The sequence below is a fragment of the Spirosoma foliorum genome, from assembly GCF_014117325.1.
In the GTDB taxonomy this organism is placed as follows: Bacteria; Bacteroidota; Bacteroidia; order Cytophagales; family Spirosomataceae; genus Spirosoma; species Spirosoma foliorum.
On the sequence record NZ_CP059732.1, the window covers coordinates 8485698 to 8512132 of the forward strand.

Consider the following 26435-nt stretch of genomic DNA (forward strand, 5'->3'; position numbering starts at 1 on the left):
TCCCCTTAACCTTTAAACCAGTCGTTTATCTATGGTATAAAAACTATCCTTTTTAACAGAAAAGCGATAGTGCTACCAACACTATCGCTCGAATGTCCCTAAATGTGTCAGCTATACACATTACCTCTTCAGGAAGAGAAGGGACGGTTTTTTGTCATTTCTACCAAAAACAACAAAAACGCATAAATGTATGCAGTATCGTTACATCAATCGCAATGGTTGGAGCAGGATTTTGAGCATTTCAAGCCTGCAAATTTTGCTTGCCCTTACTTTAACCCATGTTTGCCTTGCCCTTGATGGCAAAGCGCAGGAACTTTTAAATCGACGCGTTAGTATCTCCGCCCAAAATGAAGACGTGGAAGTAACGATCCGACGAATTGAAAAGCTGACGAATGTTCAATTTCTGTTTAGTCGGGAGATTATTCAGTCGAAGCGAAAAGTGAATTTTCAGGCTAAGAATGAACAGCTTTCGCAGGTGCTGACGCAAATTCTGGCTCCACTTAATTTAAGTTACGAAGTGGTGGGCCAGCAGATTGTTATTAGAAGGGAAGGACTGCCTGCGAGTATCCCGCAGGATAAGACCTCCGGCGAGATTAACCTGGAGCAATCACAGGATATTCAGGTAACTGGTCGGGTTGTGGCTGAAAATGGCGAAGGTTTGCCAGGGGTAAACATCCAGATAAAATCTACACAGCGCGGAACCACAACAGATGGCAATGGTACGTACCGGATCAATGTACCAGACCGAAACGCCATTCTGGTTTTCTCCTTCATTGGCTACGTTAGCAAAGAAGTAGTCGTTGGATCGCAATCGACCGTCAATGTTACGTTAGCAACCGACGACAAAACACTGAATGAAGTGGTCGTGGTGGGGTATGGCGTACAACGCAAACGTGATATTACGGGATCGGTAGTTTCAGTTAATGAGACTGCGTTAAAAGAAGTACCTGCTGCTAACATAGTCAATCAGCTAAAAGGCCGGGCTGCCGGGGTATCTATTGTCAGTAACGGTTCAACACCGGGTTCGCAGGGGCAAATTCGTATTCGGGGAAACCGAACCCTGACCAGCAGCACCAATCCGAGTACAGGCGATGGTCTGGATGGTCCGCTGGTTGTTGTCGATGGGATTCCGTATGGTGGGCTGAACGACATTAACCCCGACGACATCGTTAATATGGAGATTCTGAAAGATGCGTCAGCAACGGCTATCTACGGGTCGAGGGGTTCAGGTGGGGTTATTCTGGTCACCACCAAGCGGGGAAAAGTGGGCAAACCTGTATTCAGCTACGACGGCTATTATGGTGTAACCAACATGATGGGCAAATACAACGTCTTTAATGGGCCGGAGTATGCTCAGTTTAAAGCCGATGCCGCCAAGTACAACCGGGCAGCCCCCGGCACAACAGCTTATCCGCTCACTCAGGCCGAACAGGATGCGCTGGCGGCCGGGGTTTCAACCGACTGGCAGGATTTGATTTACAAATCCGGTTTCATGACCAACCACCAGTTGGGGATGACGGGTGGTGTCGAGAATACGCAATATTCGCTAGGGCTGGGCTATTTCAACGAGACAGGCATTATTCCCGGACAGAATTTTACCCGGGTTAACATCCGGGCAACCATCGACCAGCGCATTGGCAGTCGGATTAAGGTGGGGCTTAACACGCTCAACACCCTAACGTATACCAATACACCAGGCGGTGATGGCATTCCGGGAGGTCTGGTGAGCTTAACCCCATTGGCATCGCCTTATAATACCGATGGTTCGGTAAACCTGTTTCCCGCCGTCGGTTCGATTGATGCGGCCCGGATCAGCCCCCTGACCATCCTTACCAAAAAAGATTCATACTTCAACCGCACGCGTTCGATACGGACGTTCAACAGTCTTTATGCTGAGGTGAACATCCTGCCCGGTTTGCGCTACCGATTCAATGCCGGTTTGAATTTTAGCCAGTCGAATTTCAATGGCTACAATGGCCCATTGACCTATTTCAACAGTGCTACGGTGCAGTCGTCGTCCAACGCCGAAATCAGTAATACGGAATATTGGGATGTAAACCTTCAGCATTTATTGTATTACGACAAAACGTTTGGCAAACATAAACTGGGAGCAACTGCGCTGTACGAGTACACCAAAAACCACTCGCTGGGTAGCCGGTTCACGATAACAGGGGTTCCAGCCGATTACATTAAAACGTCAAACTTCTCGCTGGCGTCTGGTACACCAGTAGCTGCCTCTGACTATGGGAACTCGTTTGCGGAAACCGGTTTGCTTTCCTATATGGGCCGGGTCAATTATAGCTACAACGATCGCTACCTGCTGACCTTAACCCTTCGCCGGGATGGATCGTCGACTCTCTCGCCCGCCAATCGGTACTTTAACTATCCGGCCATTGGCGCGGGCTGGAATATCATTGAGGAGCCCTTTATGAAAAATGTTCCGGCTATTTCGAACCTGAAACTACGGGGTAGCTGGGGTTTGTCGGGTAACCGAAACGTAGGAGCCTATTCAACGCTGGGAGCCTTAACGGCGGGTTACTATAATTTCGGAACCGGTACCGCCGGGCAACAACTAGCCTATACCGTGACCAGCCTTCCCGCTGCCAATTTAGGCTGGCAGTCGACGGCGCAGGTGGATATCGGCCTTGACTTTGGCTTGTTCAATAATCGCATTACGGGTTCGGTGGATTACTATCACCAGAAGACGAAGGACATTCTGTTGTCTGTTCCCTTGCCAGCCAGTAACGGAGCCGGTTCGACGCTGAAAAACCTGGGAGCAACCGAAGGCAAGGGTCTGGAAACAACCCTGACCGTTGATATTTTTAGAAATCCAAAGGGCTTTAACTGGAGCGTAGATGCTGTTTACTATTTCAACCGCGAAAAAATTACGCAGCTCACTACGCCCACCGAACTGTCTAATGTGGGAGCGGGCTGGTTCGTAGGGCAGCCCCTTTCGGTGATCTACGATTACAAAAAGATTGGTATCTGGCAAACTTCCGACAAAGAAAATGGTACGCTGGCCAAGCAAACATCGCCTGCTCAGCAGCCGGGTCAAATTCGGGTGGAGGATGTCAACGGCGATGGCAAGATCGACCCTTCTGATCGGCAGATTCTGGGTAATTTCCAACCCAACTTTGAAGCGGGCCTGACCAACCGGTTCAACTTCAAAAACTTTGATCTATCGATTGTTACGTTTGCTCGTATGGGCATGAAAGTGGTTGTGCCATACCTCACCGGTAATTCGGGTGGCGGTGGTGGGTTTGCCTTCTTCAACCAGGCTCGCTCCAATCAGGTAAAAGTTGATTACTGGACGGAAACCAATCCAACCAACGCGTTCCCGGCACCCGATGCAGGTAATGCTGTCCAGTATTTTGCCTCTACTCTGGGCTACTATGACGGCTCGTTCATTAAAATCAGGAGTATTAATCTAGGCTACACGGTTTCAGGGCAGTTTCTCAAAAAAGTGGGTATGAATTCAGCCCGGCTCTATCTGAACGTCACCAATCCGCTTATTCTGTATTCGCCATTGGTACGTGATAAACTGGCCGTTGATCCAGAAGGGAATGGCTATGCCAGTTCGACTGTAAGTGCTCAGGGGGCAGATACGGCAACGCAGGCGCGTCAGATTGCCATAAACCTCAACAACCCGCCCGTTCGGCAATTCACGTTCGGTGTCAATCTTAAATTCTAATTCGTAGAGAAGATGAAAAAATTGAATATATCGCTGGTAATCGCGTGTCTCGCTCTTTTTAGTACCGGCTGCGAAAAAATACTAGATGAAAATCCGCAATCTCAGATTGTTCCGTCTTATTTCAACAGCGCATCCGGGGTGTTGGGCGGTATTGCCGGTGTATACAACGATATCCGTTCCCAATGGGGTACGGAAGGTTTCACCGTTGAGATGCAGGTGGGTACGGATGAGTTTCTCCGGGGAGCCAGCGCAGGTAGCTCGACATCGTATGACTATAATGGCCTGAACGGAAGTAACTTTGGCTCGGCCTGGGGCATTGCTTTTCAGGATATCAATACGCTGAATGGGGTATTACAATATGGCCAAACGGTTGATTTACCGGATGCCACCCGGAAACAATACCTGGCCCAGGCTAAGTTTTTACGGGGGTTCTGGTACTTTTATCTGGTGCAGACCTGGGGCGATGTGCCGCTTAATACGACCTTTATTACGGTCCCCTCGCAAGCGGCTTCCCGTCAGCCAGTAGCTCAGGTTTACGAGCAAATTATCAAAGACCTAACCGAAGCTGCTGCCGATCTGCCCAATACGCCAACTGCTCCGTTTCTGGGAAAAGCCGCTACCAAACCTGTAGCTCAGTTTCTGTTAGCCAAAGCCTATCTGACTCGTGGCTGGTTGAATAATACGGCCGCTGATTTTACGCAGGCAGCCTCTATTTGTGCCGACATTATCGCCAATAAGTCATCGTACGGTCTCGATCTATGGCAGGATTATGGCGATGCCTTTGTTCCGGCTAATGACTACGGGAAGGAGACCATGTTTGTCAGCGATCACGTGCTCGATCCAAAATTTGGTTACTACACGGTGGGAGCTGCGGCCGGTGGTGGTGCGGCCCAAAATCTGTCGCCCTGGTTCACTAACTGGAACTACCCCAATAACACTGGTATTAACTCCTACAAAAGTGCTGCGGGGACTTATGTAAACAATGGTACTTCGCTGATGATCCGGGATTCGCAGTACGGGCGGCCTTATACCCGTATGCGCCCGAATAGCTACAAATGGCCTTCAGGAGCAAATTCTGGTAAGAATTACTTTCTGGATCAGGCATTTACCAAACGGGATGTCGATTCACGATTTATAAATTCATTCTATACGGTTTATATCTCCAATACGTCTGTTACCAATACACCTACGGCTGCCAATAATAAACGGGGTATCGGTTATACGACTGTAGTAGGGGCGGATACCGCCGTTTGGTTACCTGACTATGAGGTAGAGGGTGCGCCACAGTTTGTTGGAACAAGACCTTTTAAAGGGCTTGTTGTACCGCCCAGCTTATGGGATAATGGCATTTTCCCGGCGCTGAAGAAGTATATGGACCCAAGCCGGGGTGCTAACTTCAACGACCCATCGACCCGCCCTTGTGTATTATACCGGTTTTCGGATGTGTATCTGACCGGTGCCGAAGCATACCTTAAAGCGGGCGATGCTACTAAAGCTGCGTCTCTGCTTAACGTAGTACGGCAACGGGCTGCGTATCGTAAAACGAACACAGCCACTCAAAACGCAGCGGCTGCAGCAGCCATGGCGATCACCGCAGATGACGTAACGGTGGACTTTATTCTGGATGAGCGTAGCCGCGAACTCTTTGGTGAATGGCAACGGTGGCATGATCTGGTCCGTACTCGTTCGCTGGTTCGTCGTGTGAAAACCTGGAATCCGGAGGCAGCTCCTTACATTCAGGATTTCCATATGCTGCGACCAATTCCGCAATCGCAAATTGACCGGGTTACGGACGGACCTAAGTTCCCGCAAAATCCGGGCTATTAACTGGGAAAATGAAATATGTTCAAAGAGGTATAAGGAGTAAAGGTCCTTATACCTCTTTGATGTGAAGTAGGGGCTCTAAAAGTACCTAAGTACAAAGATGATACGATTTCTCTGTTTGTTTTTACTAACCCTAACCACGGTCAGCTTTTCGCAAAACAAGCCTGAGTTAAAACTCTGGTACACCAAACCCGCCGGGCAAACCTGGGAAAATGCCTTACCCATTGGCAATGGCCGACTCGGCGCAATGGTCTATGGAAACGTAGCGAAGGAAACTATTCAGTTAAATGAACATACCGTCTGGAGCGGTAGTCCCAACCGGAACGACAACCCCGATGCACTGGCTGCTTTGCCCGAAATCCGGCAGTTGATCTTCGATGGTAAACAGAAAGAGGCTGAGCAACTTGCCAACAAATCCATCATCACTAAAAAATCGCATGGGCAGATGTTTCAGCCCGTGGGCAATCTACTCCTTACTTTTGACGGACCTGAAAATGTTACCAACTATTACCGGGAATTGGATATTGAAAGGGCCGTCGCGAAAACGTCCTACACCATCGGCGACGTAACCTACACCCGGGAAGTACTGGCCTCGTTCCCCGACAATGTTATTGTGATGCAACTAACGGCCAGCAAACCGGGCAAGCTGTCGTTTTCCGCTTCATTTTCCACCCAACACAAAGTATTCGAAAGTAAAACCACACCAGCCAACGAACTCACGCTTTCCGGCACTACGTCGGATCATGAGGGTGTAAAAGGCATGGTGAAGTTCAAAACCATTGCCCGGATCAAACCATCGGGCGGTACACTGACCGCTACTGATACCTCGCTCACGGTGAAAGACGCCAGTTCGGTCACCATCTACGTAGCCATCGCCACCAATTTCAACAACTACAAAGACCTGAGCGGTGATGAAAACGTGCGGGCTGCGGCATTTCTGAATAAGGCTTATCCCACCTCCTTCGCGGCCATACTGAATCCGCATGTAGCTGCCTACCAGAAGTTCTTCAACCGGGTTAAACTCGACTTGGGTACGACCGAAGCTGCCAAACTGCCCACCGACGAACGGCTGAGCAATTTTCGGTCCGTCAATGATCCGCAGCTCGTTACCCTATATTATCAGTATGGTCGGTATCTGCTGATTTCGTCCTCGCAGCCGGGAAGTCAACCCGCCAATTTGCAAGGGATCTGGAACAACAAAATGCGTCCCCCCTGGGACAGTAAATACACGATCAACATCAATGCCCAGATGAATTACTGGCCAGCTGAGAAGACCAACCTCGCCGAACTGCATGAACCGTTTTTACGAATGGTCCGGGAGTTGTCGGAAACGGGGCAGGAAACGGCTAAAGTCATGTACGGAGCCGGTGGGTGGATGGCGCATCACAACACGGACATCTGGCGCATCAACGGCCCGGTGGATGGGGCTTTCTGGGGTATGTGGGTAGCCGGTGGTGGGTGGACCAGTCAGCATTTGTGGGAGCATTACCTCTACAACGGCGATCAGGCGTATCTGGCATCGATTTATCCGATCCTGAAAGGGGCTGCCCAGTTCTACGCCGATTTCCTGGTCGAACATCCAAAATATCATTGGCTGGTGGTGAATCCCGGCACCTCGCCCGAAAACGCGCCCAAAGCGCACGGCGGCTCATCGCTCGACGCGGGTACGACGATGGACAACCAAATTGTGTTCGACGTATTCAGTACGGCAATCCGGGCCGCCGAGCTTCTGAAAAAAGATACTGATTTCGTGGCGATGCTGAAACAGAAACGGGGCAAGCTGCCGCCCATGCACATCGGCCAATATGGTCAGTTGCAGGAATGGCTCGACGATGTCGACGACCCCGAGGACAAACACCGGCACGTGTCGCATTTGTATGGTTTGTTTCCATCCAATCAAATCTCGGCCTACCGCACGCCTGACTTGTTCAGTGCCGCCAGAACGACACTAACGCATCGGGGCGACGTATCGACCGGCTGGAGCATGGGCTGGAAAGTGAACTGGTGGGCCAAACTTCAGGATGGTAATCATGCCTACAAGCTGATTCAGAATCAACTGACCCCGCTGGGCGTCGTCCAGGGTGGTGGGGGGACGTATAATAACCTGTTCGATGCACACCCGCCGTTCCAGATCGATGGAAATTTTGGCTGCACGTCGGGCATTACCGAAATGCTCATGCAAAGCAGTGATGGTAGCCTTCAGCTGCTGCCAGCCCTGCCCGATGTCTGGCCAACGGGTAGCATCAGCGGCTTACGGGCGCGTGGTGGATTTGAGGTCGTGAGTATGGATTGGAAAGACGGTAAACTCACGAAAGTGGCCGTTAAGTCGAACCTGGGCGGCAACCTTCGGGTACGGGTACCGAACGCCCTGAACGTCAACGGCGGGGCGTTGAAACCAGCCTCAGGTCAGAACCCGAATCCGTTCTACATAGTGGAAGAAATACCAGCGGCTATCAAATCTGCCCAGGCGAACGTAACGACACCAACGCTGAAAGAAACGCGGGTGTATGATTTGCCGACGCAACGCGGGAAGGTATATACGCTGGTGATGGAGTAGCGTGTCTTTTTGGTGATCCCGTTTGTCCTACTGTTTGTCATCCCGACGATAGGAGGGATCTTCGCTAAATGCTAACAAGGCCTGCTTCCGAAGATCCCTCCTATCGTCGGGATGACAAAACCGCGATGACAAACGAGAGGACAAAAAACAGACGATAAAAACTGAATACGAAGTAGTTAACACAAACCTTTATGAAAAATCGCCTTTTTACGGCACTTTTTGCTACCCTGAGCCTGGTAATGAATCTTTCTGTTTCCGCTCAGACTACGCTGGTCAATCCAATTCTGACCGGTTTTTACCCCGACCCCAGTATCGTGAAGGTTGGCCCGGATTACTACCTGGTCAATTCGACCTTCTCCTATTTCCCCGGTCTTCCGATCATGCATAGCAAAGACCTGAAAAACTGGAAGCAAATCGGCAATGTGATCGACCGTCCCGAACAAATGGATTTCATGGGCGAACGGCTAACCCGCGGGTTATTTGCACCGGGTATTAGTTATTCCAAGGGAACGTTCTACGTTACCTGCACCGACATCGACCACGACGGTAATTTTGTTGTTACGGCTAAAAATCCCGCTGGCCCCTGGAGCAATCCCGTTAAAATTCCGCAGGTTAAAGGGATTGACCCATCCATCTATTTTGATGAAAGTACCGACAAAGCGTACATCATCTACAATAGCGACGCCCCTGACCGCAAGCCGCTCTATTCCGGCCACCGGACGATCCGTATGTATGAATTTGACCCGGTGAAGCTGACCGTTATTGGCGACGAAAAACAGCTCGTCAACGGGGGAGTGGATCTGTCGAAAAAGCCCGTCTGGATTGAAGGGCCGCACATTCTGAAACGGAACGGCTGGTATTACCTCTACGCGGCTGAGGGGGGTACGTCGGTCAATCACTCCGAAGTGGTGCTACGAAGCAAAGACGTCTGGGGTCCTTACGTACCGTTTGAAGGAAATCCGATCCTGACACAGCGTGAGCTGCCTGCCGACCGGAAAGACGCCATCACCTCAGCCGGGCATGCGCAATTCGTGGAAGGCCCCGATGGCAACTGGTATTCTATTTTTCTGGCCGTCAGACCCTACGAGGGCGATTATTACAATACAGGTCGCGAAACCTTTATTGCACCCTTGACCTGGAAAGACGACTGGCCGATGATCGAGCATGGCGAGAAGGCCATTGCGTATAGCTACCCTGTTAACTACAAGGAAATTAAACAAAAGGGGGCGTTTCCGCAATCGGGCAATTTCGCTTATACGATGACCTTCGACAACGAACTTGACCCGTCGCTTTTGTTCCTGAGGACTCATGATAAAAATTCATATTCACTCTCGAAGAAGGAAGGACTGACGCTGAAACTGAAGCCCGAAACGATTATGGAAATGGGCAATCCGGCCTTCATCGGAAAACGCCAGCAGCACCTCAACAGCACCGCCGAAACGGAACTGACGTTTACACCAAAATCGGACAAGGAAAAAGCGGGTTTGGTGATTTTACAGGACGAAGGCCATTTCTATTTCCTGTGTAAATCGAAGGCACAGGATAAAGAGGTACTGCAACTGTATAAGAGCATTCCTAAAGAGAAGACAATGGAATTGCTAGCCGTAGTGCCCCTTACTACTAAAGCGGGCAAAGTGGGGTTACGTATCGTATCGCAGGGGGATACCTATAGCTTTTATACATCAACTGATGCAAAAAACTGGAGCCTTCTGAAAGACAAAGTAGATGGTAAATTCCTGAGTACCAAAGTGTCGGGGGGCTTCATCGGTTGTGTGTACGGGTTGTACGCCACCTCGTCGGGAGAAGCGAGTACGAATTCGGCGTCGTTCCAGTACCTCAAGTACGCGGGTGATGATCCGATGTTGAGGAAGTAGGTAGTTGTTTTTTTTGTCATCCCGACGATAGGAGGGATCTTCGGCAACTGGTTATTTACCGAAGATCCCTCCTATCATCGGGATGACAAAAAGCTAGTCTAATTCTATTCGTAAATCCTCCATAATTCACGTTAATAAAGCACCTGTTACCGAAGCTCCTTCCTAACGTCAGGATGACAAAAAACGAGACTAAAAACCCGAAGAATGTATTACATGAGCGACTATGCTTTCTATGTCTACATCGTTACCAACCCTGAAAAAACGGTGCTATATACGGGCATGACGAACGATCTGATCAGGCGGCTAGAGGAGCATTATGAGTCACGCGGGCAACCGGAAAAGTTTGCGGGTAAGTACTACTGTCACCGGCTAATTTATTGAGAGCACCACCGGTACGTTCGTAACGCGATCATGTGTGAAAAGGAGATCAAAGGTTGGCGGAGAGAAAAGAAAATGGAATTAATCAATTCAATAAATCCCGAATGGCGCTTTCTAAACGATGAAATTCAGTCATGAAACGATGACTATTCTTTATCATCCGTTTTTTGTCCTCCATCGTTTTTGTCATCCCGACGATAGGAGGGATCTTCGGGTGAGTCAATAAAATTCGTCAGTACCGAAGATCCCTCCTATCGTCGGGATGACAAAAGACGGAATGGCAAAAAAATACTCAAGAGTTTAACCAGGTTTCTCATTGAAAACAAGCACATTCTATATCGTAACCTTACTGCTGCTCAGCATTTCGGCGCTGGCGCAGATGCAGTCATTTCCCTTGCAGGAAGTCAGACTGACGAAGGGGGCATTCAAAAACGCGCAGGATGTTGACCTTAAGTATATCCTGGCCCTAAACCCCGATAAGCTGCTGGCACCCTACCTGATCGATGCGGGCTTGCCCCTGAAAGTCGAGCGTTATGGGAACTGGGAGAGTTCGGGCCTGGATGGGCACATCGGCGGGCATTATCTGTCGGCATTGGCCATGATGTATGCCTCAACGGGTAATGCCGAACTCAAAAGGCGTCTGGACTACATGATTTCGGAACTGGCTCGTTGTCAGGTCAAAAACGGAAACGGCTATGTAGGGGGCATTCCACAGGGAAAGCTCTTTTGGGAGCGTATTCACAAAGGTGATATCGACGGAAGCAGTTTCGGGCTAAATAATACGTGGGTACCGCTGTACAATATCCACAAGCTTTTTGCGGGGTTACGGGATGCCTACGAATACGCCGGAAATCAACAGGCCAAACACGTACTGACTGGCCTGGGCGACTGGTTTATCGACCTCATCAAGCCCCTCTCCGACGATCAGATTCAGCAGGTGCTGCGTACCGAGCATGGTGGCATCAACGAAACCTTTGCCGATTTATACATCCTGACGAAGGACAAAAAATACCTCGAAACCGCGCAGCGGCTGTCGCACCGTGCGTTGCTGAATCCGCTACTGGAAAAACAGGATAAGCTGACGGGACTTCACGCTAATACGCAGATTCCGAAAGTGATTGGCTACGAAAAAATAGCCATGCTCACGGGCAATACGGACTGGTCTGATGCGGCTCAGTATTTCTGGCAGAATGTCTCGCAGAAACGGAGTGTAGCGTTTGGTGGCAACAGCGTGCGGGAGCATTTTAATCCGACCAACGATTTCAGCCGGATGCTCAGGTCGAATCAGGGACCTGAAACCTGCAATTCATTTAACATGCTTCGGCTGAGTAAAGCCCTGTTTCTGGATAAGGCCGATCCGGGCTACCTGGACTTTTATGAACGGACGCTGTACAACCATATTCTATCGACGCAGCACCCTGAAAAAGGCGGGTTCGTTTATTTTACGCCTATTCGTCCCAATCATTACCGGGTGTATTCGCAGCCCGAAACCAGCATGTGGTGCTGTGTGGGATCGGGGCTGGAAAATCACACTAAATACGGTGAACTGATTTATAGCCATTCGGCCAACGACCTGTTTGTCAATCTGTTTATCCCCTCCACGCTGGACTGGAAAGAAAAGGGGATTCAACTCAGCCAAACTACCGGCTTCCCCTACAAAAATGAAACGGAACTGGCCCTGACGTTAAAAAAGCCGCAGGTCTTTTCGGTTCACATTCGCTATCCGAAATGGGCCGGGAATTTTACCGTTCTGGTCAATGGGAAGCCGCAAAACGTAGTGGGCGAGCCGTCTGCCTACGCAACCATCAACCGAACATGGAAAACCGGCGATAAACTGACCGTTCGTTTCACAACGTCTACTCAGCTGGAGTATTTGCCCGATGGCTCCAACTGGGCCGCTTTCGTGCACGGCCCCATTGTTCTGGCCGCTAAAACATCGACCGATGATCTGACCGGACTTTTTGCCGACGATAGCCGGATGGGGCATGAAACGAAGGGAAAACTTTATCCCCTCGACAACGCCTACGCGCTCATTGGCAATGCGGATACGTATCGGTCAAAAATCAAGCCTGTCGACGGGCTGACATTTCGCCTGGATTCATTGACGCTGCAACCGTTTTATGAACTACACGATGCCCGCTATCAGATGTATTTTCAGACGTTTACACCGGCGGCATACAACGAACAGAAAGCCCGGCTAAAGCAGCAGGAAGCAGAAGCGTTGGCGATTGAAGCAAAAACAGTCGATAAGGTCAATTGTGGTGAACAGCAGCCCGAAGTCGATCACGCCTACAAAGGCGAAAAAAGTGAATCGGGTTATGATGATGAGCGGTTCTGGAGACGTACCCGTTCCTTCATTTCGTATGAGTTACAGAACCGAAATCGGGCGGGTAAATTTCTTGCTATCAGTGCTTTAGATGCTATAAAGACAGATAATGTCCGTTTCCTTCTTAATGGTAAGCCTGCTGAAATAATTTCCAGTGAGGATAAGACCATTCGATTAAAAGCGGTTGATGATGAAGTGGTTACGCTAAAAATCGTTGCTCAGGACGGTATAAACACACCCAGGTTTTCTCAAATCAGACTTTTAAATCACGACTAGATGATTCATTCCAGTACGGTTAGAAAGAGAGGATAATTTTTGCTAATTTAAAAAGTGTCAAATTAACACTATTACCAATAACACCTATGTGCTCAGTAATTTTCAACGTACGTCTATTGACGTTAGGGCTCCTAATGAGTTTGACTACGTATGCCCAATCAAACTTCACCAGCAAAGTCATTGGCGTAGGCGTCGTTGTCGCTGATCTCGACCGCTCGCTGGACTTCTACGTCAATGGCATCGGTATGGTCAAAACGGGCAGCTTCACCATCAACGAAGATTTTGGCAAACGCTCCGGCCTGACCAATGGCACAGCTACAAACGTGACCATTCTGAAACTTGAAAACAGCCCCGAAGCCACCGACTGGAAGTTGATGAGTTTTGGCAGTAAACCTTCGCATCCAAAACCCAAACACATTCAGGATGATACGGGAATGCAGTACATCACCATTCAGGTAAAAGCGCTGAAGCCCATTATTGACCGATTGACCCAACTGAAGGTGCCGTTTCTGGGAAGCACACCGACGCCGTTGAACGCGAAAGCGCACTTTGTATTCGTGCAGGACCCCGACGGCAATTTCATTGAACTGATTGGACCGCTCGACTAAGCGAATTTTTATCACGTTTTTCTGTCCTTGGAATGACAAAAAAAAGATGACAGAAGTAGTTACTAATAAGGTACTTGCATGAAAATACCCCTTTTTCGTTCTGGTTTGCTGGTGGTTTGGCTTCTGCTGACGCAGTTTTCGGCAAACGCACAAACCGCCCGGAACCCGATCATTTTCGCTGATGTACCCGACATGGCCATGATTCGGGTGGGCAATACCTATTACATGAGCAGCACGACCATGCACCTAAGTCCGGGCTTGCCAATCATGAAATCGAAAGACCTGGTCAACTGGGAGCTGGTCGGCTACGCCTACGATACACTGGCCAGTGTCGATGCCCTGAACCTGACCAACGGCAAAAGCACCTACGGTCGGGGCTCCTGGGCCAGTAGTCTGCGCTACCACAACGGCACGTATTATGCGACCACGTTTGCCCAAACTACCGGAAAAACTTACATCTATACCACCAAAAATATCGAAAAAGGCCCCTGGAAAGAAGTCTCTTTTAAACCATCGTACCACGATCACAGCCTGTTTTTTGATGACGACGGCCGAACGTATCTGATCTACGGCGCGGGTAAACTCAACATCCTCGAACTCAATGCCGATGCGTCAGGCGTAAAGCCCGGTACGACCGAGCAGGTTCTGATCGAAAACGCCAGCACGCCATCCGGTACGGGTGGGGGCTTACCCGCAGAAGGATCACAATTGTTCAAGGTAAAGGGCAAGTATTACCTGTTCAACATCACCTGGCCCAAAGGCGGAATGCGAACGGTGGTGATTCACCGTGCCGATAAACTTACTGGTCCCTGGGAGGGCCGAATCGGACTTCAGGATTTGGGCGTAGCACAGGGGGGGGCTGATCGATACACCTGATGGAAAATGGTACGCCTATCTCTTTCGTGATTTCGGGGGAGTTGGGCGTATTCCGTATCTGGTGCCGGTGACCTGGGAAGACGGTTGGCCGGTGTTGGGCGTTGGTGGCAAAGTTCCGGAAACCCTCGACCTGCCCGCCAGCAAAGGCCTGATCCCCGGTATTGTCGCTTCTGACGAATTCACCCGCAAAAAAGGCGACCCCGCGTTACCATTAGTATGGCAATGGAATCATAATCCCGACAACAAACTTTGGTCGGTCAGTGATCGAAAAGGCTATTTACGGCTGAAAACGGGACGAATCGATACGTCGTTTGTAATGGCCCGGAATACCCTTACCCAGCGTACTATTGGCCCGGAATCATCGGGGGCTACCGCACTGGACGTATCGAATCTGAAAGACGGTGATTTTGCGGGGTTGAGCCTGTTGCAGAAGAATTATGGTCTGGTGGGTGTGAAAGCCGAATCAGGCAGCAAGTCAATCGTCATGGTCAGCGCACGTTCGGGCAAACCTGTTGAGGTACAACGGGTGCCGTTGAGCCAGAAGACGGTTTATCTGAAAGCTGAGTGCGACTTCAACGACCGTAAAGACACGGCGAATTTCTTTTACAGCCTGGATGGTAAAACCTGGACACGTATCGGCGAGCCGCTGAAGATGCCTTACACCATTCCACACTTTATGGGCTACCGGTTTGGTCTGTTCAATTACGCCACCCAGCAAACAGGCGGTTTTGCCGACTTCGATTATTTCCGAATTACCGATCAGGCTGCCGAGAAATAAGGAAGGAGAGTAAGGTAAATATTTCTTGTTAAGCTATATGAATTTCTGGTTACAAGTGGATTATCGAAAATACGCTGCGTTGTTTTTGTCATCCCGACGCCAGGAGGGATCTTCGGTAAACGTGTAGTTGGGGTCTCTACCGAAGATCCCTCCTGGCGTCGGGATGACAAAAAAATACTGATGAGACAAAAGTTTAAACATGTTCTAAGGCAACGAAGAAATGTAGTTCAAACAGCTTACAGGTATGAAAATCAAGAAAATAATTGGCTTCGTTGTCGGTTTTAGCCTGCTAAGCCTGAACGGATTCGCACAGGACAAAAACTTTTACATCTTCCTCTGTTTCGGGCAATCCAACATGGAGGGAAATGCCAAAATTGAACCCCAGGATACGGTTCATGTAGACAGCCGCTTTCAGGTAATGGAAGCGGTTGATTGCCCAACGCTCAACCGAACAAAAGGCAACTGGTATACCGCCGTCCCGCCCCTGTGTCGCTGCCGGACCGGGCTTACCCCCGCCGATTATTTTGGCCGGGAACTGCTGGCAAATCTTCCCGAAAAAGCGCGCGTAGGCGTAATCAACGTAGCTGTAGGCGGCTGCAAAATAGAACTGTTCGACAAAGATCAATACGAGTCGTATGTCACGACGGTGCCGGGCTGGATGAAAAATTTCATTAACGAATACGATGGCAATCCATACGGTCGACTGGTCGAGATGGCGAAACTGGCGCAGAAAGATGGCGTCATCAAAGGGATTCTGCTGCATCAGGGCGAATCGAACACCAACGATACCCTGTGGACGAAAAAGGTGAAAGTCGTGTATGATAACCTGATGCACGACCTAAAGCTGAAACCCAGAAAAGTACCGCTGCTGGCGGGCGAAACGGTGAATGCCGATCAGGGTGGTATTTGTGCCAGCATGAACAAGATCATTGCTACGCTCCCCCAAACGATCAAAAACGCCCACGTCATTTCATCGGCGGGCTGCACCGATTCGGCTGATAACCTGCACTTTAACGCTGCCGGATATCGGGAGTTAGGGAAACGTTATGCTACGCAAATGCTGACCTTGCTGGGCTATAAACCGAACTCAGGAAAATAAGATGACCGTGCGTTTTGTCATGCTGACGAAGCCGCGTTAGAACAAATTGGATTTCTTTATATGAAGCGTTTAAATTCAATAAATAAAGTCATTTGGGCCGCACCAGCCATCTGGTTGCTGGCAGCCCCCTTTGCCGCAAACGCTCAGGAGGTTATACCACTGTACCTTGCCGAGATTCCAAATTCGAAAGTCTCTGATATACAGGAGTCAGGGGCGGCAACGGGTGTCTTGAAGGGAATTACTAACCCGACACTTGAGTATTACAAACCCAATCCCGCCAAAGCGTCGGGCACGGCGGTCGTTATCATTCCCGGCGGAGGGTATGGCGTCGTGGTGTATCAGGGGGAAGGCATAACTATCGCCAGGGCTTTTGCCGAGAAAGGTGTGGCAGCTTTCATCCTGAAATACCGCTTGCCCAGCGATGCCATCATGCCCGACAAGAAAATTGGCCCGTTGCAGGATGCCCAGCAAGCAATAAAGCAGGTTCGCGAAAATGCTGAAAAGTGGGGTGTCGATAAAGCTAAAATCGGTGTAATCGGTTTTTCGGCGGGCGGGCATCTGGCGTCGACGGCGGCTACGCATTTTGAAAAGTCGTATATCGAAAACAGTCAGAATACCAGCCTGCGCCCCGATTTTCAGATTCTGGTCTATCCGGTCATTAGTATGCTGGACAGCCTGACACACGGAGGTTCTCACGATAACCTGCTGGGAAAAAATCCGTCGCAGCAGGACGTTGAGCTATTCTCCAACGAGTTGCAGGTTCGGGCCAATACGCCACCTACCTACCTGACCCACGCAGCCGATGACAAACTGGTCGATGTCGACAACAGCATTGTCTATTTTGAAAAATTAAGGCATCAGAAAGTGCCGGTCGAAATGCACATCTATCCCAAAGGCGATCACGGATTCATTTTCCGTCATCCCGGTTGGATGGAGCCCCTGTTTGCGTGGATGAAACAGAATAACTGGACCAAAGAATAGCGGGTTGACTGCATAAAAACAGCCATTATGACTCGGTTCGGGATAGTTTAACCAACTCCCAGCTTAACCAAATTAGTAGAATGAGGCAACAACTTTTTAGTCTGGGGTTAATCCTATATCTGATTTCCTACAACATCGGATTGGCTCAACCAACACCACCACAGCCCGTTGGCCCGCTTCCGAGCGAAAACCAGTTGCGTTGGCAAAAAATGGAATACTATGCCTTCGTCCATTTTTCGATAAATACGTATACCGACATGGCCTGGGGCCTCGGCAATGAAGATCCCAAACTATTTAATCCGACCAACCTGGATTGCCGGCAATGGGCCCGGATTTGTAAAGAGGCTGGTATGAAAGGCATCATCTTTACGGCCAAACACCACAGTGGGTTTTGCCTCTGGCCTTCGAAGTATACCGAATACTCCGTAAAAAATATTCCCTGGCGAAACGGCAAAGCCGATATCGTGCGCGAAATGGCCGATGCCTGCAAGGAATATGGTCTGAAGTTCGGCGTATACCTGTCGCCCTGGGACCGGAACCATGCCGACTACGGCAAGCCTGAATACATCACCTACTTCCGCAACCAGTTGACAGAGTTGCTGACCAACTACGGTGACATTTTTGAAGTCTGGTTCGATGGGGCCAATGGCGGGTCGGGCTATTATGGCGGGGCCAACGAAACCCGTAAGATCGACGCCAAAACGTATTACGACTGGCCCAATACATACAAACTCGTGCGGAAGCTCCAGCCCAAAATTGTCATCTGGAATGACGGGGGCGACCGGGCTGACCTTCGCTGGGTGGGTACCGAAGCCGGGTATGTGGGTGAAACCAACTGGAGTTTATTGAACGCGACGGGCGATGTACCCGAGAGAATGCTGCGCTACGGCGTCGAGAATGGCGATACCTGGGTACCGGGCGAAGTAAACACCTCCATTCGGCCGGAATGGTTTTACCACGAGCGGGAAGACCGAAAGGTAAAAACCCTGCCTCAACTGATGGATATTTATTACCATTCCATTGGTCGAAATGCGACGCTGCTGCTCAATTTCCCGATCATGCCCAACGGGCTAATTCACGAAAAGGACGAAAAAGCGGTACAGGCTTTTGCCAAAGCCACCAAAGAAGCTTTTGCCGTGAATCTGGCCAGCAATGCCCGCGCCACGGCCTCGCAGGTACGGGGAAAAAGCCCGGCTTATGCTGCCAGCAAAGCCATTGATGCCGATAAGGAAAGTTATTGGGCTACGGACGATGCCGTACGAACGGCATCATTGACGATTGATTTTAAAAAGCCTACAGCTTTCAACCGGTTTCTGGTGCAGGAACCCATCCGATTGGGGCAGCGGGTCAAAGCCTTTACGGTAGAAGCTTTTGTTGACGGCAACTGGAAAGAAATTGCCAAAGAAACGACGATTGGGTATAAACGCATTCTGCGGTTCCCGACCGTCGAAGCCACGCAACTACGGCTGAACATTCTGGATGCTAAAGGTGCCCCCTTGATTTCGAATCTGGACGTATACAAAGCGCCCCTGATTCTGACGCCCCCCATCATCACCCGCGACCAGGCGGGTGAGATTCACATCAAACCCGGCGATACCGAATCGGACGTGTACTACACGCTCGACGGGAGGGCACCAACCGCCAGCGCCACCAAATACACGGCTCCTGTAAAAACCGGTACGGGCAAAGTTGACATTAAGGCGGTAGCCTACAACCCATTCACGAAACAAACCAGCATCGCCAGTGAGGAGAAATTTGACATCGCCCGCACGGCCTGGAAAATCCTGAGTACCGACGCCAAATCGGCCTATCAGGTTTTAGATGGTAACCCTGGTACTTCCTGGCATCAACCCAAAAGCCAAACGATGCCTGCGGAATTAATCATTGATTTGGGCAAGGAAGAAAATCTAACGGGTTTCCGGTATTTGCCTGCCCAGAACTGGTGGGAAGAGGCCAGTATTATCACCCACTACCAGTTTGAGGTTTCGGCCGATAACGTAAGCTGGAAGCGGGTCAGCAAAGGGGAGTTTTCCAACATCAAAAACAGCCCGGTCTGGCAAATCAAAACGTTTGAACCCATCAAAGCCCGATACGTTAAGCTCCGTGCCTTGAAAAATACGCAGGATGGTTCGGCATCGGGCTACGCGGAAGTTGACATCATTACTCAGTGAATGCGCGTTTGTCATCCCGAGGAACGAGGGATCTTCGGAAGACACGCTACTAGCCTTTTACGGAAGATCCCTCCTATCGTCGGGATGACAAAAAAATGACAAACCAATGATTTCTAAACCTTAATTAACTATGAATCAGCAACTAATCTACCGAATAGGGCTCGTCTGGGTCGTATTCTGCCTGTACACCGGGGCAATTGCCCAGCCACCACGTGGTCCTTTAGTCGTATCGCCCCAGGTAAACGCCGACAAATCCGTTACGTTCCGGTATCTGGCTCCGCAGGCGAAAGCGGTAGAACTGAGTGCGCAGTTTGAAAAAGGCCCTGTTCCCATGACCAAAGACGCGCAGGGCATCTGGAGCATAACAACCAGTCCGGTCAAGCCGGATATTTACCCCTACAGCTTTCGGGTGGATGGCGTAACGGTCATGGACCCGGCTAACGTAGCATTCTTCCCGAATGAGCGGTTCAAAGCCAGCCTGGTCGATGTGCCCGGCGATACGCCCCTGATCCACGCCATGCGGGACGTACCCCACGGCAATGTTACGTACGAGTATTACCCGTCGGCGGAGGGAACAACGGGTTCGCTGGTCGTTTATACGCCACCGGGCTACGATCAGTCGCCATCGAAAAAATACCCCGTTTATTACCTCATCAGTGGCACCACCGATACCGAAGAAACCTTCTTCAAGGTCGGCAAAACCAATCTGATTCTGGATAATCTGCTGGCGGAAGGAAAGGTTAAGCCAATGATCATCGTCATGCCCTATGGAAACATAGCAGCCCGCGTAGCCGAACAGAAAGGGGGAGCAAAACCCGCCGACCCGACCGTGCGCGACGGGGTCGATGCGGTTAAACGCGCCAATGATTTCGCGACCGATCTGGTCAGCAACGTTATTCCGTACGTCGAGAAAAACTATCGGGCCATTGCCAACCGGGAGAACCGGGCCATCGGTGGTTTCTCGCGCGGGGGTGGGCAAACCCTGCGGACGGCCTTTAACAACATGGACAAATTTGCGTGGGTGTGCGCCTACAGTTCATACCTGTCGCCCCAGGAGATGGACGGCAATTTCAGTCAGATCGTGGCCAAACCCGACCAGACGAACAAACAGCTTAAACTGCTGTGGGTGAGCGTGGGAAGCGATGATTTTCTGTACAAAGGCACGGTGGAATTTATGGACTACCTGAAAGCGAAGAAGGTGAATTTCAAAAACCTGATTACTGACGGAGGCCATACCTGGATGAATGTAAAAACCTACGTTGCCGCCACTACGCCACTTCTGTTTCACTGATGTGCATGTTTTGTCATCCCGACCGGTCCGCCGGCGCGGCAGGAGGGATCTTCGGTAGCCGACTATTTTATTGACTCATCCGAAGATCCCTCCTGCCGCGCCGGCGGACCGGTCGGGATGACAAAACTAAAATTTACTAATCTGACTATGAGTAGCTTGACTTAATGACCTTTCAAAATTTAGCATTTAATAGACTAAGCCCTTGCAATGAAACGTATTAACTATTTCTTATACGCTTTGCTTCTTTCGGCCAGTACGGCATTGGCCCAGCAGCGACCGCCCGCCATCAGTTCGCCTGATGTGCATCCCGACCACAGCATCACGTTCCGGTATTTTTCCCGAAACGCGAAAAAAGTGATGGTTTTCGGTGAGTTTCTGAAAGCTCCGGTCGCCATGATCAAAGACACCTCGGGCATCTGGAGCGTGACCGTGCCGCCCGTAAAACCCGACATTTACCCCTATAGCTTTACCGTCGATAGTGTTCAACTGGCCGACCCTAGCAACACCTACATTTTTGCCAATGAGCGCTTCAAACGTAGCATTGTCGATGTACCCGGCGATCAGCCGCTGGTGCATTCGCTCCAGAACGTACCGCATGGCAAAGTCAGCTATCGGTACTACAAGTCGGGTACGCTGGGAACGACCCGTCAGTTGCTGGTGTACACCCCACCGGGTTTCAACCCGAACGGCAAGACAAACTACCCGGTACTGTACCTGATTCATGGCGGCTCCGACACAGAAGAAACCTGGACTAAAGTAGGCCGTGCCAACCTGATTGCCGACAACCTGATCGCGCAGGGTAAAGCTAAACCCATGCTCATTGTGATGCCTTACGGCAACGTTCGGCCCGCGCCCATGCCCGACTTTACCAAAGACATGGTAGCCGATATTGTGCCGTTCATCGAAGCCAACTATCCGGTCAGCAAGGACAGCAAAAGCCGGGCCGTGGCTGGTTTTTCGGTAGGTGGTGGGCAGACGCTGAACATCGGCCTGACCAATCCCTCCACCTTCGCCTATATCTGTTCGTATGCACCGTACACGGCTACCGAGGAGTTTCAGAAGAACTTCACCAACTGGTCGCCCGATGCGGCTAAACTCAACAGCCAGTTAAAATTATTCACGATCAGTGTGGGCACGGAGGATTTTCTATATGAACCCGTGAAAAAGAATATTGCGATGTTCGAGGACAAAAAGATTAAACTGAAAAGCTACATCGTTCCCGGCGGTCATACCTGGATGAACTGCAAACAATACCTGGCCACCACCCTCCAGGAGCTATTTAAATAATCCGTGCCTTTATTCTCACTCAAACCCAATAAACTGATGACTACTAAATTGTTAGCTGTACTATTCGCAGCCGCATTAACAAGTACAACCTGTTTTTCGCAGGCCAGCCAACCGGCGGTCGTGGAGGATTTTAAACCATCCTCGTTGAACCAGCCGGGGCAGGAATACCCCCAGGTGAACTCCCAGGGGTACGCCCGATTCAAGATCAAGGCCCCCAAAGCCGATAGTGTGCGGGTGAGCCTGGGACTAGGCGGACGAGGAGGTACCATCCTCACCAAAGGGGAAGACGGTTTCTGGACCGGCACGACAGCAGGGCCGATGGACGAAGGCTTCCATTATTACAACGTAACGATTGACGGCGGAAAGTTCAACGACCCCGGTGCCCTGAATTATTACGGTTCCGTTCGGTGGGAGAGTGGCATTGAGATTCCGGCGCACGATCAGGACTTCTACGCCCTGAAGGAAGTACCCCACGGCAATGTGCAACAGATTCTGTTCCCTTCCAAAAGCACCAATACGGCACGCCGGGCTTTTGTGTACACCCCACCGAGCTACGAGAAAGACAAATCGAAAAAATACCCGGTGCTGTACCTGCAACACGGCTGGGGCGAGGACGAAACGGCCTGGAGCAACCAGGGGCACGCGAACCTGATCATGGACAACCTGATCGCTGAAGGCAAAATCAAGCCTTTTATCATCGTAATGACCTACGGCATGACCAACGAAGTGAAATTTGGAAAGATCAGAGAGTTTAAAATCGATCCATTTCAAACGGTACTGGTCGATGAATTGATTCCGTATGTAGATGCCAATTTTCGCACACTGACCAACCGCGACAACCGGGCGATGGCGGGCCTGTCGATGGGTGGCATGGAAACCAAAATGATTACCCTCAATAAGCCGGAAACGTTTGGGTATTACGGCTTGCTTAGCGGTGGCGTCTACGCGCCCGAAGACCTCAACGGCAAAGCAAAGCCAAAGCTCGTTTTCATTAGCTGTGGTAGCAAAGAACGACCTGATGGGGTGACCAAAGCAGCCACCGACCTGAAAGCCGCTGGCTACAATGCCGTTTCGTATGTCTCCGACAAAACGGCTCACGAATTCCTGACCTGGCGTCGCAGCCTGCATGAGTTGGCTCCCTTGCTTTTCAACAAGTAGCTCGTTTACCATTTTTTGTCATGCTGACGAAGGAAGCATCTTTAGGAATGGGATGTGTACCGTTCTCATCCGAAGATGCTTCCTTTGTCAGCATGACAAAACCGCCACCTATGACAAAACATTTTACAATGAAGACAATCTATTACTTAATCTTAAGCTTCTGCTTTCTAAAAGGAAGCTGTTACGCGCAAGCCATCGAGAAAGAAGCGCCCAAGGGCTTCGATCAGGTTCGTACGGGTATTGCTACGGGTAAACTGGATTCGGTACAGTATAGCTCGAAAACTGTGGGGACTACCCGTAAAGCGTTGGTCTATACGCCACCGGGTTATTCCAAAAAGAAAAAGTACCCCGTTCTGTATCTGCTGCACGGCATCGGTGGGGATGAAAAAGAATGGCTTCGGGGCGGCAGTCCTCAGGTCATTCTGGACAATCTGTATGCCGAGAAAAAACTCGAACCCATGATCGTGGTCATGCCCAACGGTCGGGCCATGAAAGACGACCGGGCTGTTGGCAATATATTCGATAAAGACAAAGTCGAAGCTTTCGCGACCTTTGAAAAAGACCTGCTCAACGATCTGATTCCGTTCATCGAGAAGACCTATTCGACGCTGACCGATCGGGAACATCGGGCTATTGCGGGGCTATCAATGGGGGGCGGTCAGTCGCTGAATTTTGGACTGGGCAATCTGGACAAGTTTGCTTGGGTTGGTGGGTTTTCGTCGGCTCCGAATACCAAAAAGCCCGAAGAGTTGGTGCCGAATCCGGAAGACGCTAAAAAGAAGCTGAAACTGCTCTGGATTTCGTGTGGCGATAATGACGGCCTGATCAGCTTCAGCAAACGAACCCACGACTATCTCTACGAGCATGATGTGCCCCATATTTATTACGTTGAGCCGGGCGTCCATGATTTCAAAGTCTGGAAAAATGGGCTGTACATGTTCTCCCAGTTTCTATTCAAGCCGGTCGATACATCTACATTTACCAAATACACGCTCTTGGGTTCACCAGCATCTACCAACATACGCAACGCCAAATACCCGCAGATTTTACCCGACAACCGGGTTGTGTTTCGGGTGAAATCGCCGGATGCGCAGAAAGTACAGATCGATCTGGGTAAGAAATACGATATGGTGAAAGACACGAGCGACTTCTGGACTGTAACGACCGATTCCATCAGCCGGGGCTTTCACTATTACTCCCTGCTCATTGACGGGTTGCCCGTAGCTGACCCGGCCAGCGAAACGTTTTACGGCATGAGCCGTATGGCCAGTGGTATCGAAATCCCGGACAAAGACGGTGCCTACTACGCGATGAAGGACGTTCCCCATGGCGACATCCGGATCAAACGCTACCTGTCGAAAGCATCGAATACCTGGCGCGAAATGTACGTCTACACGCCACCGGGCTATGATCAGTCGAGCGACAAATATCCGGTGCTGTATCTGCTGCATGGTGGGGGCGAAGATCAACGCGGCTGGGCGACGCAGGGCAAAACGGGCCTCATCCTCGACAACCTGGTTGCGGAAGGCAAGGCCAAACCAATGGTGATCGCCATGCTCGATGGAAACATGAATATGCAGGGGGGGGCTCGCTGGCTTCAACGAAAACGTACTCCGTTCCTTTGAGAACGAATTGAAGCTGGGGGCGATTCCGTTTGTGGAAAGCAATTTCAAGGTTGCCACCGATGCCAAAAACCGGGCACTCGCCGGGTTGTCGATGGGTGGTTTGCAGACGCTTTACGCGGGCATCAAGAACACCAGTCTGTTCTCATCGCTGGGGGTGTTCAGCTCGGGCTGGTTTGCCAACAATCCCAAGCTGTCGGACCCGCAGTATGCCTTCATGAAAGACAATGCCGGCACCATCAACAGCAACCTGAAAAACCTCTGGATTTCAATGGGTGGCAAGGAAGACATTGCCTACCAGAACTGCCAGATCATGATGAAAAAATTTGATGAGCTGGGCGTCAAATACAATTACAGCGAGTACGCTGGCGGACATACCTGGCCGGTCTGGCGGCATGACCTGTTCCTGTTTGCGCCGTTGTTGTTTAAGTAAACGGCACTATAAAGAACATAGCTCATCCTGTAAAGTAATTCGTTATGCTCCCAAACAAACACATCATTGCCCTAAGTGCGGCTGTACTTCTGCTGGCTAACGTCACCACAGAGAAGGGTACTGCGTTGGCGCAGTCCATTCCGTCGTTGAAAGACACGTTCAAAAAAGATTTTGGCATCGGAACGGCGCTCAACAACGCCCAGATTGAGGAGCGGGACCCTCAGATGACGGAATTTATTGCCCGCCAGTTCAACATGGCGACGCCCGAAAACATCATGAAGTCGGCGCTGATCCATCCGAAGTGGGACACGTACGATTTTTCCATGGGGGACAAACTGGTTGACTTCGGCAGGAAGCATAACATCAAAATAAACGGGCATACGCTGATCTGGCACAGCCAGTTACCGTCTTTCATTCGGGGAATTCACAGCCAGGATTCGATCCGAACCTTTTTTACGGACCATATCAAAACGGTTGCCGGACACTATAAAGGCAAGGTTTTCTCATGGGATGTCGTAAATGAAGCCCTTAACGAAGATGGTACGTTGCGGAAATCGGTTTTTCTGCAATACCTCGGCGACGATTACATTACGCAGGCCTTCCGGCTGGCGCAGGAAGCCTCGCCCGGTACCGAGTTATACTACAACGATTACAACAACGAACAGCCTGCCAAGCGGGCGGGCTGTCTTGCGCTGATCAAGAAGGTGAAAGAAGCCGGGGTACGGATTGATGGCGTGGGTATTCAGGGACACTGGCACGTTGGGAAAATACCCCTGAACGACATTGAGGAAAGCATCAATCAATACGCGGCCCTGGGAATGAAGGTCATGTTCACGGAACTGGACATTGAAGTGCTGCCCCGAAACTTTCAGGGGGCCGATGTCGGTCAGCGCATGACGGCGAACGAACAGTCGAATCCCTATGCTGCGGCCCTGCCCGATAGTGTTCAGCAGCAACTAGCTGCTGATTACGAAGCCCTTTTCAAACTATTCCTCAAGCACAAAGACAAAGTTACGAGGGTCACATTCTGGGGTATCAACGATGGGCAGAGCTGGCTGAACAACTGGCCCATCCGGGGCCGAACCAGTTACCCGCTGCTGTTTGATCGGAATAATCAGCCCAAGCCCGCTTTTTACAGAGTGATCGGATTGAAGAAAGGCTAGATCAAATCTGCCCACACGTTAAGACACGTTATGCTACTGGCG

13 protein-coding genes and 3 pseudogenes are annotated in these 26435 nt (G+C 50.5%); all 16 read left to right on the forward strand.

What is annotated here, in order from left to right; translation table 11 throughout:
* Positions 1–190 precede the first annotated feature (190 nt).
* The 16 genes and pseudogenes from H3H32_RS35650 to H3H32_RS35725 all read left to right on the forward strand — a co-directional run bounded on the left by H3H32_RS35650 (position 191) and on the right by H3H32_RS35725 (position 26393).
* Positions 191–3691 carry a TonB-dependent receptor gene (locus H3H32_RS35650; protein WP_182460440.1) on the forward strand — a complete coding sequence of 1167 codons (3501 nt, stop codon included), beginning with the start codon at positions 191–193 and terminating at the stop codon, positions 3689–3691.
* A 12-nt stretch (positions 3692–3703) separates the two neighbouring features.
* Positions 3704–5518, forward strand: coding sequence for a RagB/SusD family nutrient uptake outer membrane protein (locus tag H3H32_RS35655; protein ID WP_182460441.1), 1815 nt, complete (start codon positions 3704–3706; stop codon positions 5516–5518).
* Positions 5519–5615: 97 nt separating this feature from the next.
* The gene (locus tag H3H32_RS35660; RefSeq protein ID WP_182460442.1) at positions 5616–8072 is read left to right on the forward strand and encodes a glycoside hydrolase family 95 protein; all 2457 of its coding nucleotides are present in this window, start codon (positions 5616–5618) and stop codon (positions 8070–8072) included.
* Between the two features lie 191 nt (positions 8073–8263).
* Positions 8264–9946: a glycoside hydrolase family 43 protein gene (locus tag H3H32_RS35665; RefSeq protein WP_374191801.1), complete on the forward strand. Its 1683-nt coding sequence runs from the start codon at positions 8264–8266 to the stop codon at positions 9944–9946.
* A 213-nt stretch (positions 9947–10159) separates the two neighbouring features.
* A pseudogene (locus H3H32_RS35670) lies at positions 10160–10462 on the forward strand (GIY-YIG nuclease family protein).
* A 241-nt stretch (positions 10463–10703) separates the two neighbouring features.
* Positions 10704–12926 (forward strand): glycoside hydrolase family 127 protein, encoded by a 2223-nt coding sequence (locus tag H3H32_RS35675; protein WP_182464586.1) that lies wholly within the window; start codon positions 10704–10706, stop codon positions 12924–12926.
* Positions 12927–13012: 86 nt separating this feature from the next.
* Positions 13013–13534, forward strand: coding sequence for a VOC family protein (locus H3H32_RS35680; RefSeq protein WP_240543593.1), 522 nt, complete (start codon positions 13013–13015; stop codon positions 13532–13534).
* Between the two features lie 78 nt (positions 13535–13612).
* Positions 13613–15188, forward strand: a pseudogene (locus tag H3H32_RS35685) (glycoside hydrolase family 43 protein).
* Positions 15189–15432: 244 nt separating this feature from the next.
* Positions 15433–16287: a sialate O-acetylesterase gene (locus H3H32_RS35690; protein WP_182460443.1), complete on the forward strand. Its 855-nt coding sequence runs from the start codon at positions 15433–15435 to the stop codon at positions 16285–16287.
* A gap of 60 nt (positions 16288–16347) precedes the next feature.
* Positions 16348–17268, forward strand: coding sequence for an alpha/beta hydrolase (locus H3H32_RS35695; protein WP_182460444.1), 921 nt, complete (start codon positions 16348–16350; stop codon positions 17266–17268).
* 80 nt (positions 17269–17348) lie between these two features.
* On the forward strand, positions 17349–19439 hold the full coding sequence (locus tag H3H32_RS35700; protein ID WP_240543594.1) for a discoidin domain-containing protein: 2091 nt from the start codon (positions 17349–17351) through the stop codon (positions 19437–19439).
* A gap of 130 nt (positions 19440–19569) precedes the next feature.
* Positions 19570–20730 (forward strand): esterase, encoded by a 1161-nt coding sequence (locus H3H32_RS35705; RefSeq protein WP_182460445.1) that lies wholly within the window; start codon positions 19570–19572, stop codon positions 20728–20730.
* A gap of 207 nt (positions 20731–20937) precedes the next feature.
* Positions 20938–22017, forward strand: coding sequence for an esterase (locus H3H32_RS35710; protein ID WP_182460446.1), 1080 nt, complete (start codon positions 20938–20940; stop codon positions 22015–22017).
* 36 nt (positions 22018–22053) lie between these two features.
* Complete coding sequence (locus H3H32_RS35715) at positions 22054–23175, forward strand: alpha/beta hydrolase-fold protein (protein ID WP_182460447.1); 1122 nt, start codon at positions 22054–22056, stop codon at positions 23173–23175.
* Positions 23176–23303: 128 nt separating this feature from the next.
* A pseudogene (locus H3H32_RS35720) lies at positions 23304–25230 on the forward strand (alpha/beta hydrolase-fold protein).
* A gap of 44 nt (positions 25231–25274) precedes the next feature.
* A complete protein-coding gene (locus H3H32_RS35725; RefSeq protein WP_182460448.1) occupies positions 25275–26393 on the forward strand; it encodes an endo-1,4-beta-xylanase in 1119 nt (372 codons plus the stop codon).
* Positions 26394–26435: the final 42 nt, after the last annotated feature.

Excerpts from the sequence above, each read along its gene's own strand:
- H3H32_RS35660 (WP_182460442.1), top strand. The coding sequence starts at position 5,616 with ATGATACGATTTCTCTGTTTGTTTTTACTAACCCTAACCACGGTCAGC.
- H3H32_RS35665 (WP_374191801.1), top strand. The coding sequence starts at position 8,264 with ATGAAAAATCGCCTTTTTACGGCACTTTTTGCTACCCTGAGCCTGGTA.
- H3H32_RS35675 (WP_182464586.1), top strand. The coding sequence starts at position 10,704 with ATGCAGTCATTTCCCTTGCAGGAAGTCAGACTGACGAAGGGGGCATTC.
- H3H32_RS35715 (WP_182460447.1), top strand. The coding sequence starts at position 22,054 with ATGACTACTAAATTGTTAGCTGTACTATTCGCAGCCGCATTAACAAGT.
- H3H32_RS35705 (WP_182460445.1), top strand. The coding sequence starts at position 19,570 with ATGAATCAGCAACTAATCTACCGAATAGGGCTCGTCTGGGTCGTATTC.
- H3H32_RS35680 (WP_240543593.1), top strand. The coding sequence starts at position 13,013 with ATGTGCTCAGTAATTTTCAACGTACGTCTATTGACGTTAGGGCTCCTA.
- H3H32_RS35695 (WP_182460444.1), top strand. The coding sequence starts at position 16,348 with ATGAAGCGTTTAAATTCAATAAATAAAGTCATTTGGGCCGCACCAGCC.
- H3H32_RS35650 (WP_182460440.1), top strand. The coding sequence starts at position 191 with ATGCAGTATCGTTACATCAATCGCAATGGTTGGAGCAGGATTTTGAGC.
- H3H32_RS35725 (WP_182460448.1), top strand. The coding sequence starts at position 25,275 with ATGCTCCCAAACAAACACATCATTGCCCTAAGTGCGGCTGTACTTCTG.
- H3H32_RS35710 (WP_182460446.1), top strand. The coding sequence starts at position 20,938 with ATGAAACGTATTAACTATTTCTTATACGCTTTGCTTCTTTCGGCCAGT.
- H3H32_RS35655 (WP_182460441.1), top strand. The coding sequence starts at position 3,704 with ATGAAAAAATTGAATATATCGCTGGTAATCGCGTGTCTCGCTCTTTTT.
- H3H32_RS35690 (WP_182460443.1), top strand. The coding sequence starts at position 15,433 with ATGAAAATCAAGAAAATAATTGGCTTCGTTGTCGGTTTTAGCCTGCTA.
- H3H32_RS35700 (WP_240543594.1), top strand. The coding sequence starts at position 17,349 with ATGAGGCAACAACTTTTTAGTCTGGGGTTAATCCTATATCTGATTTCC.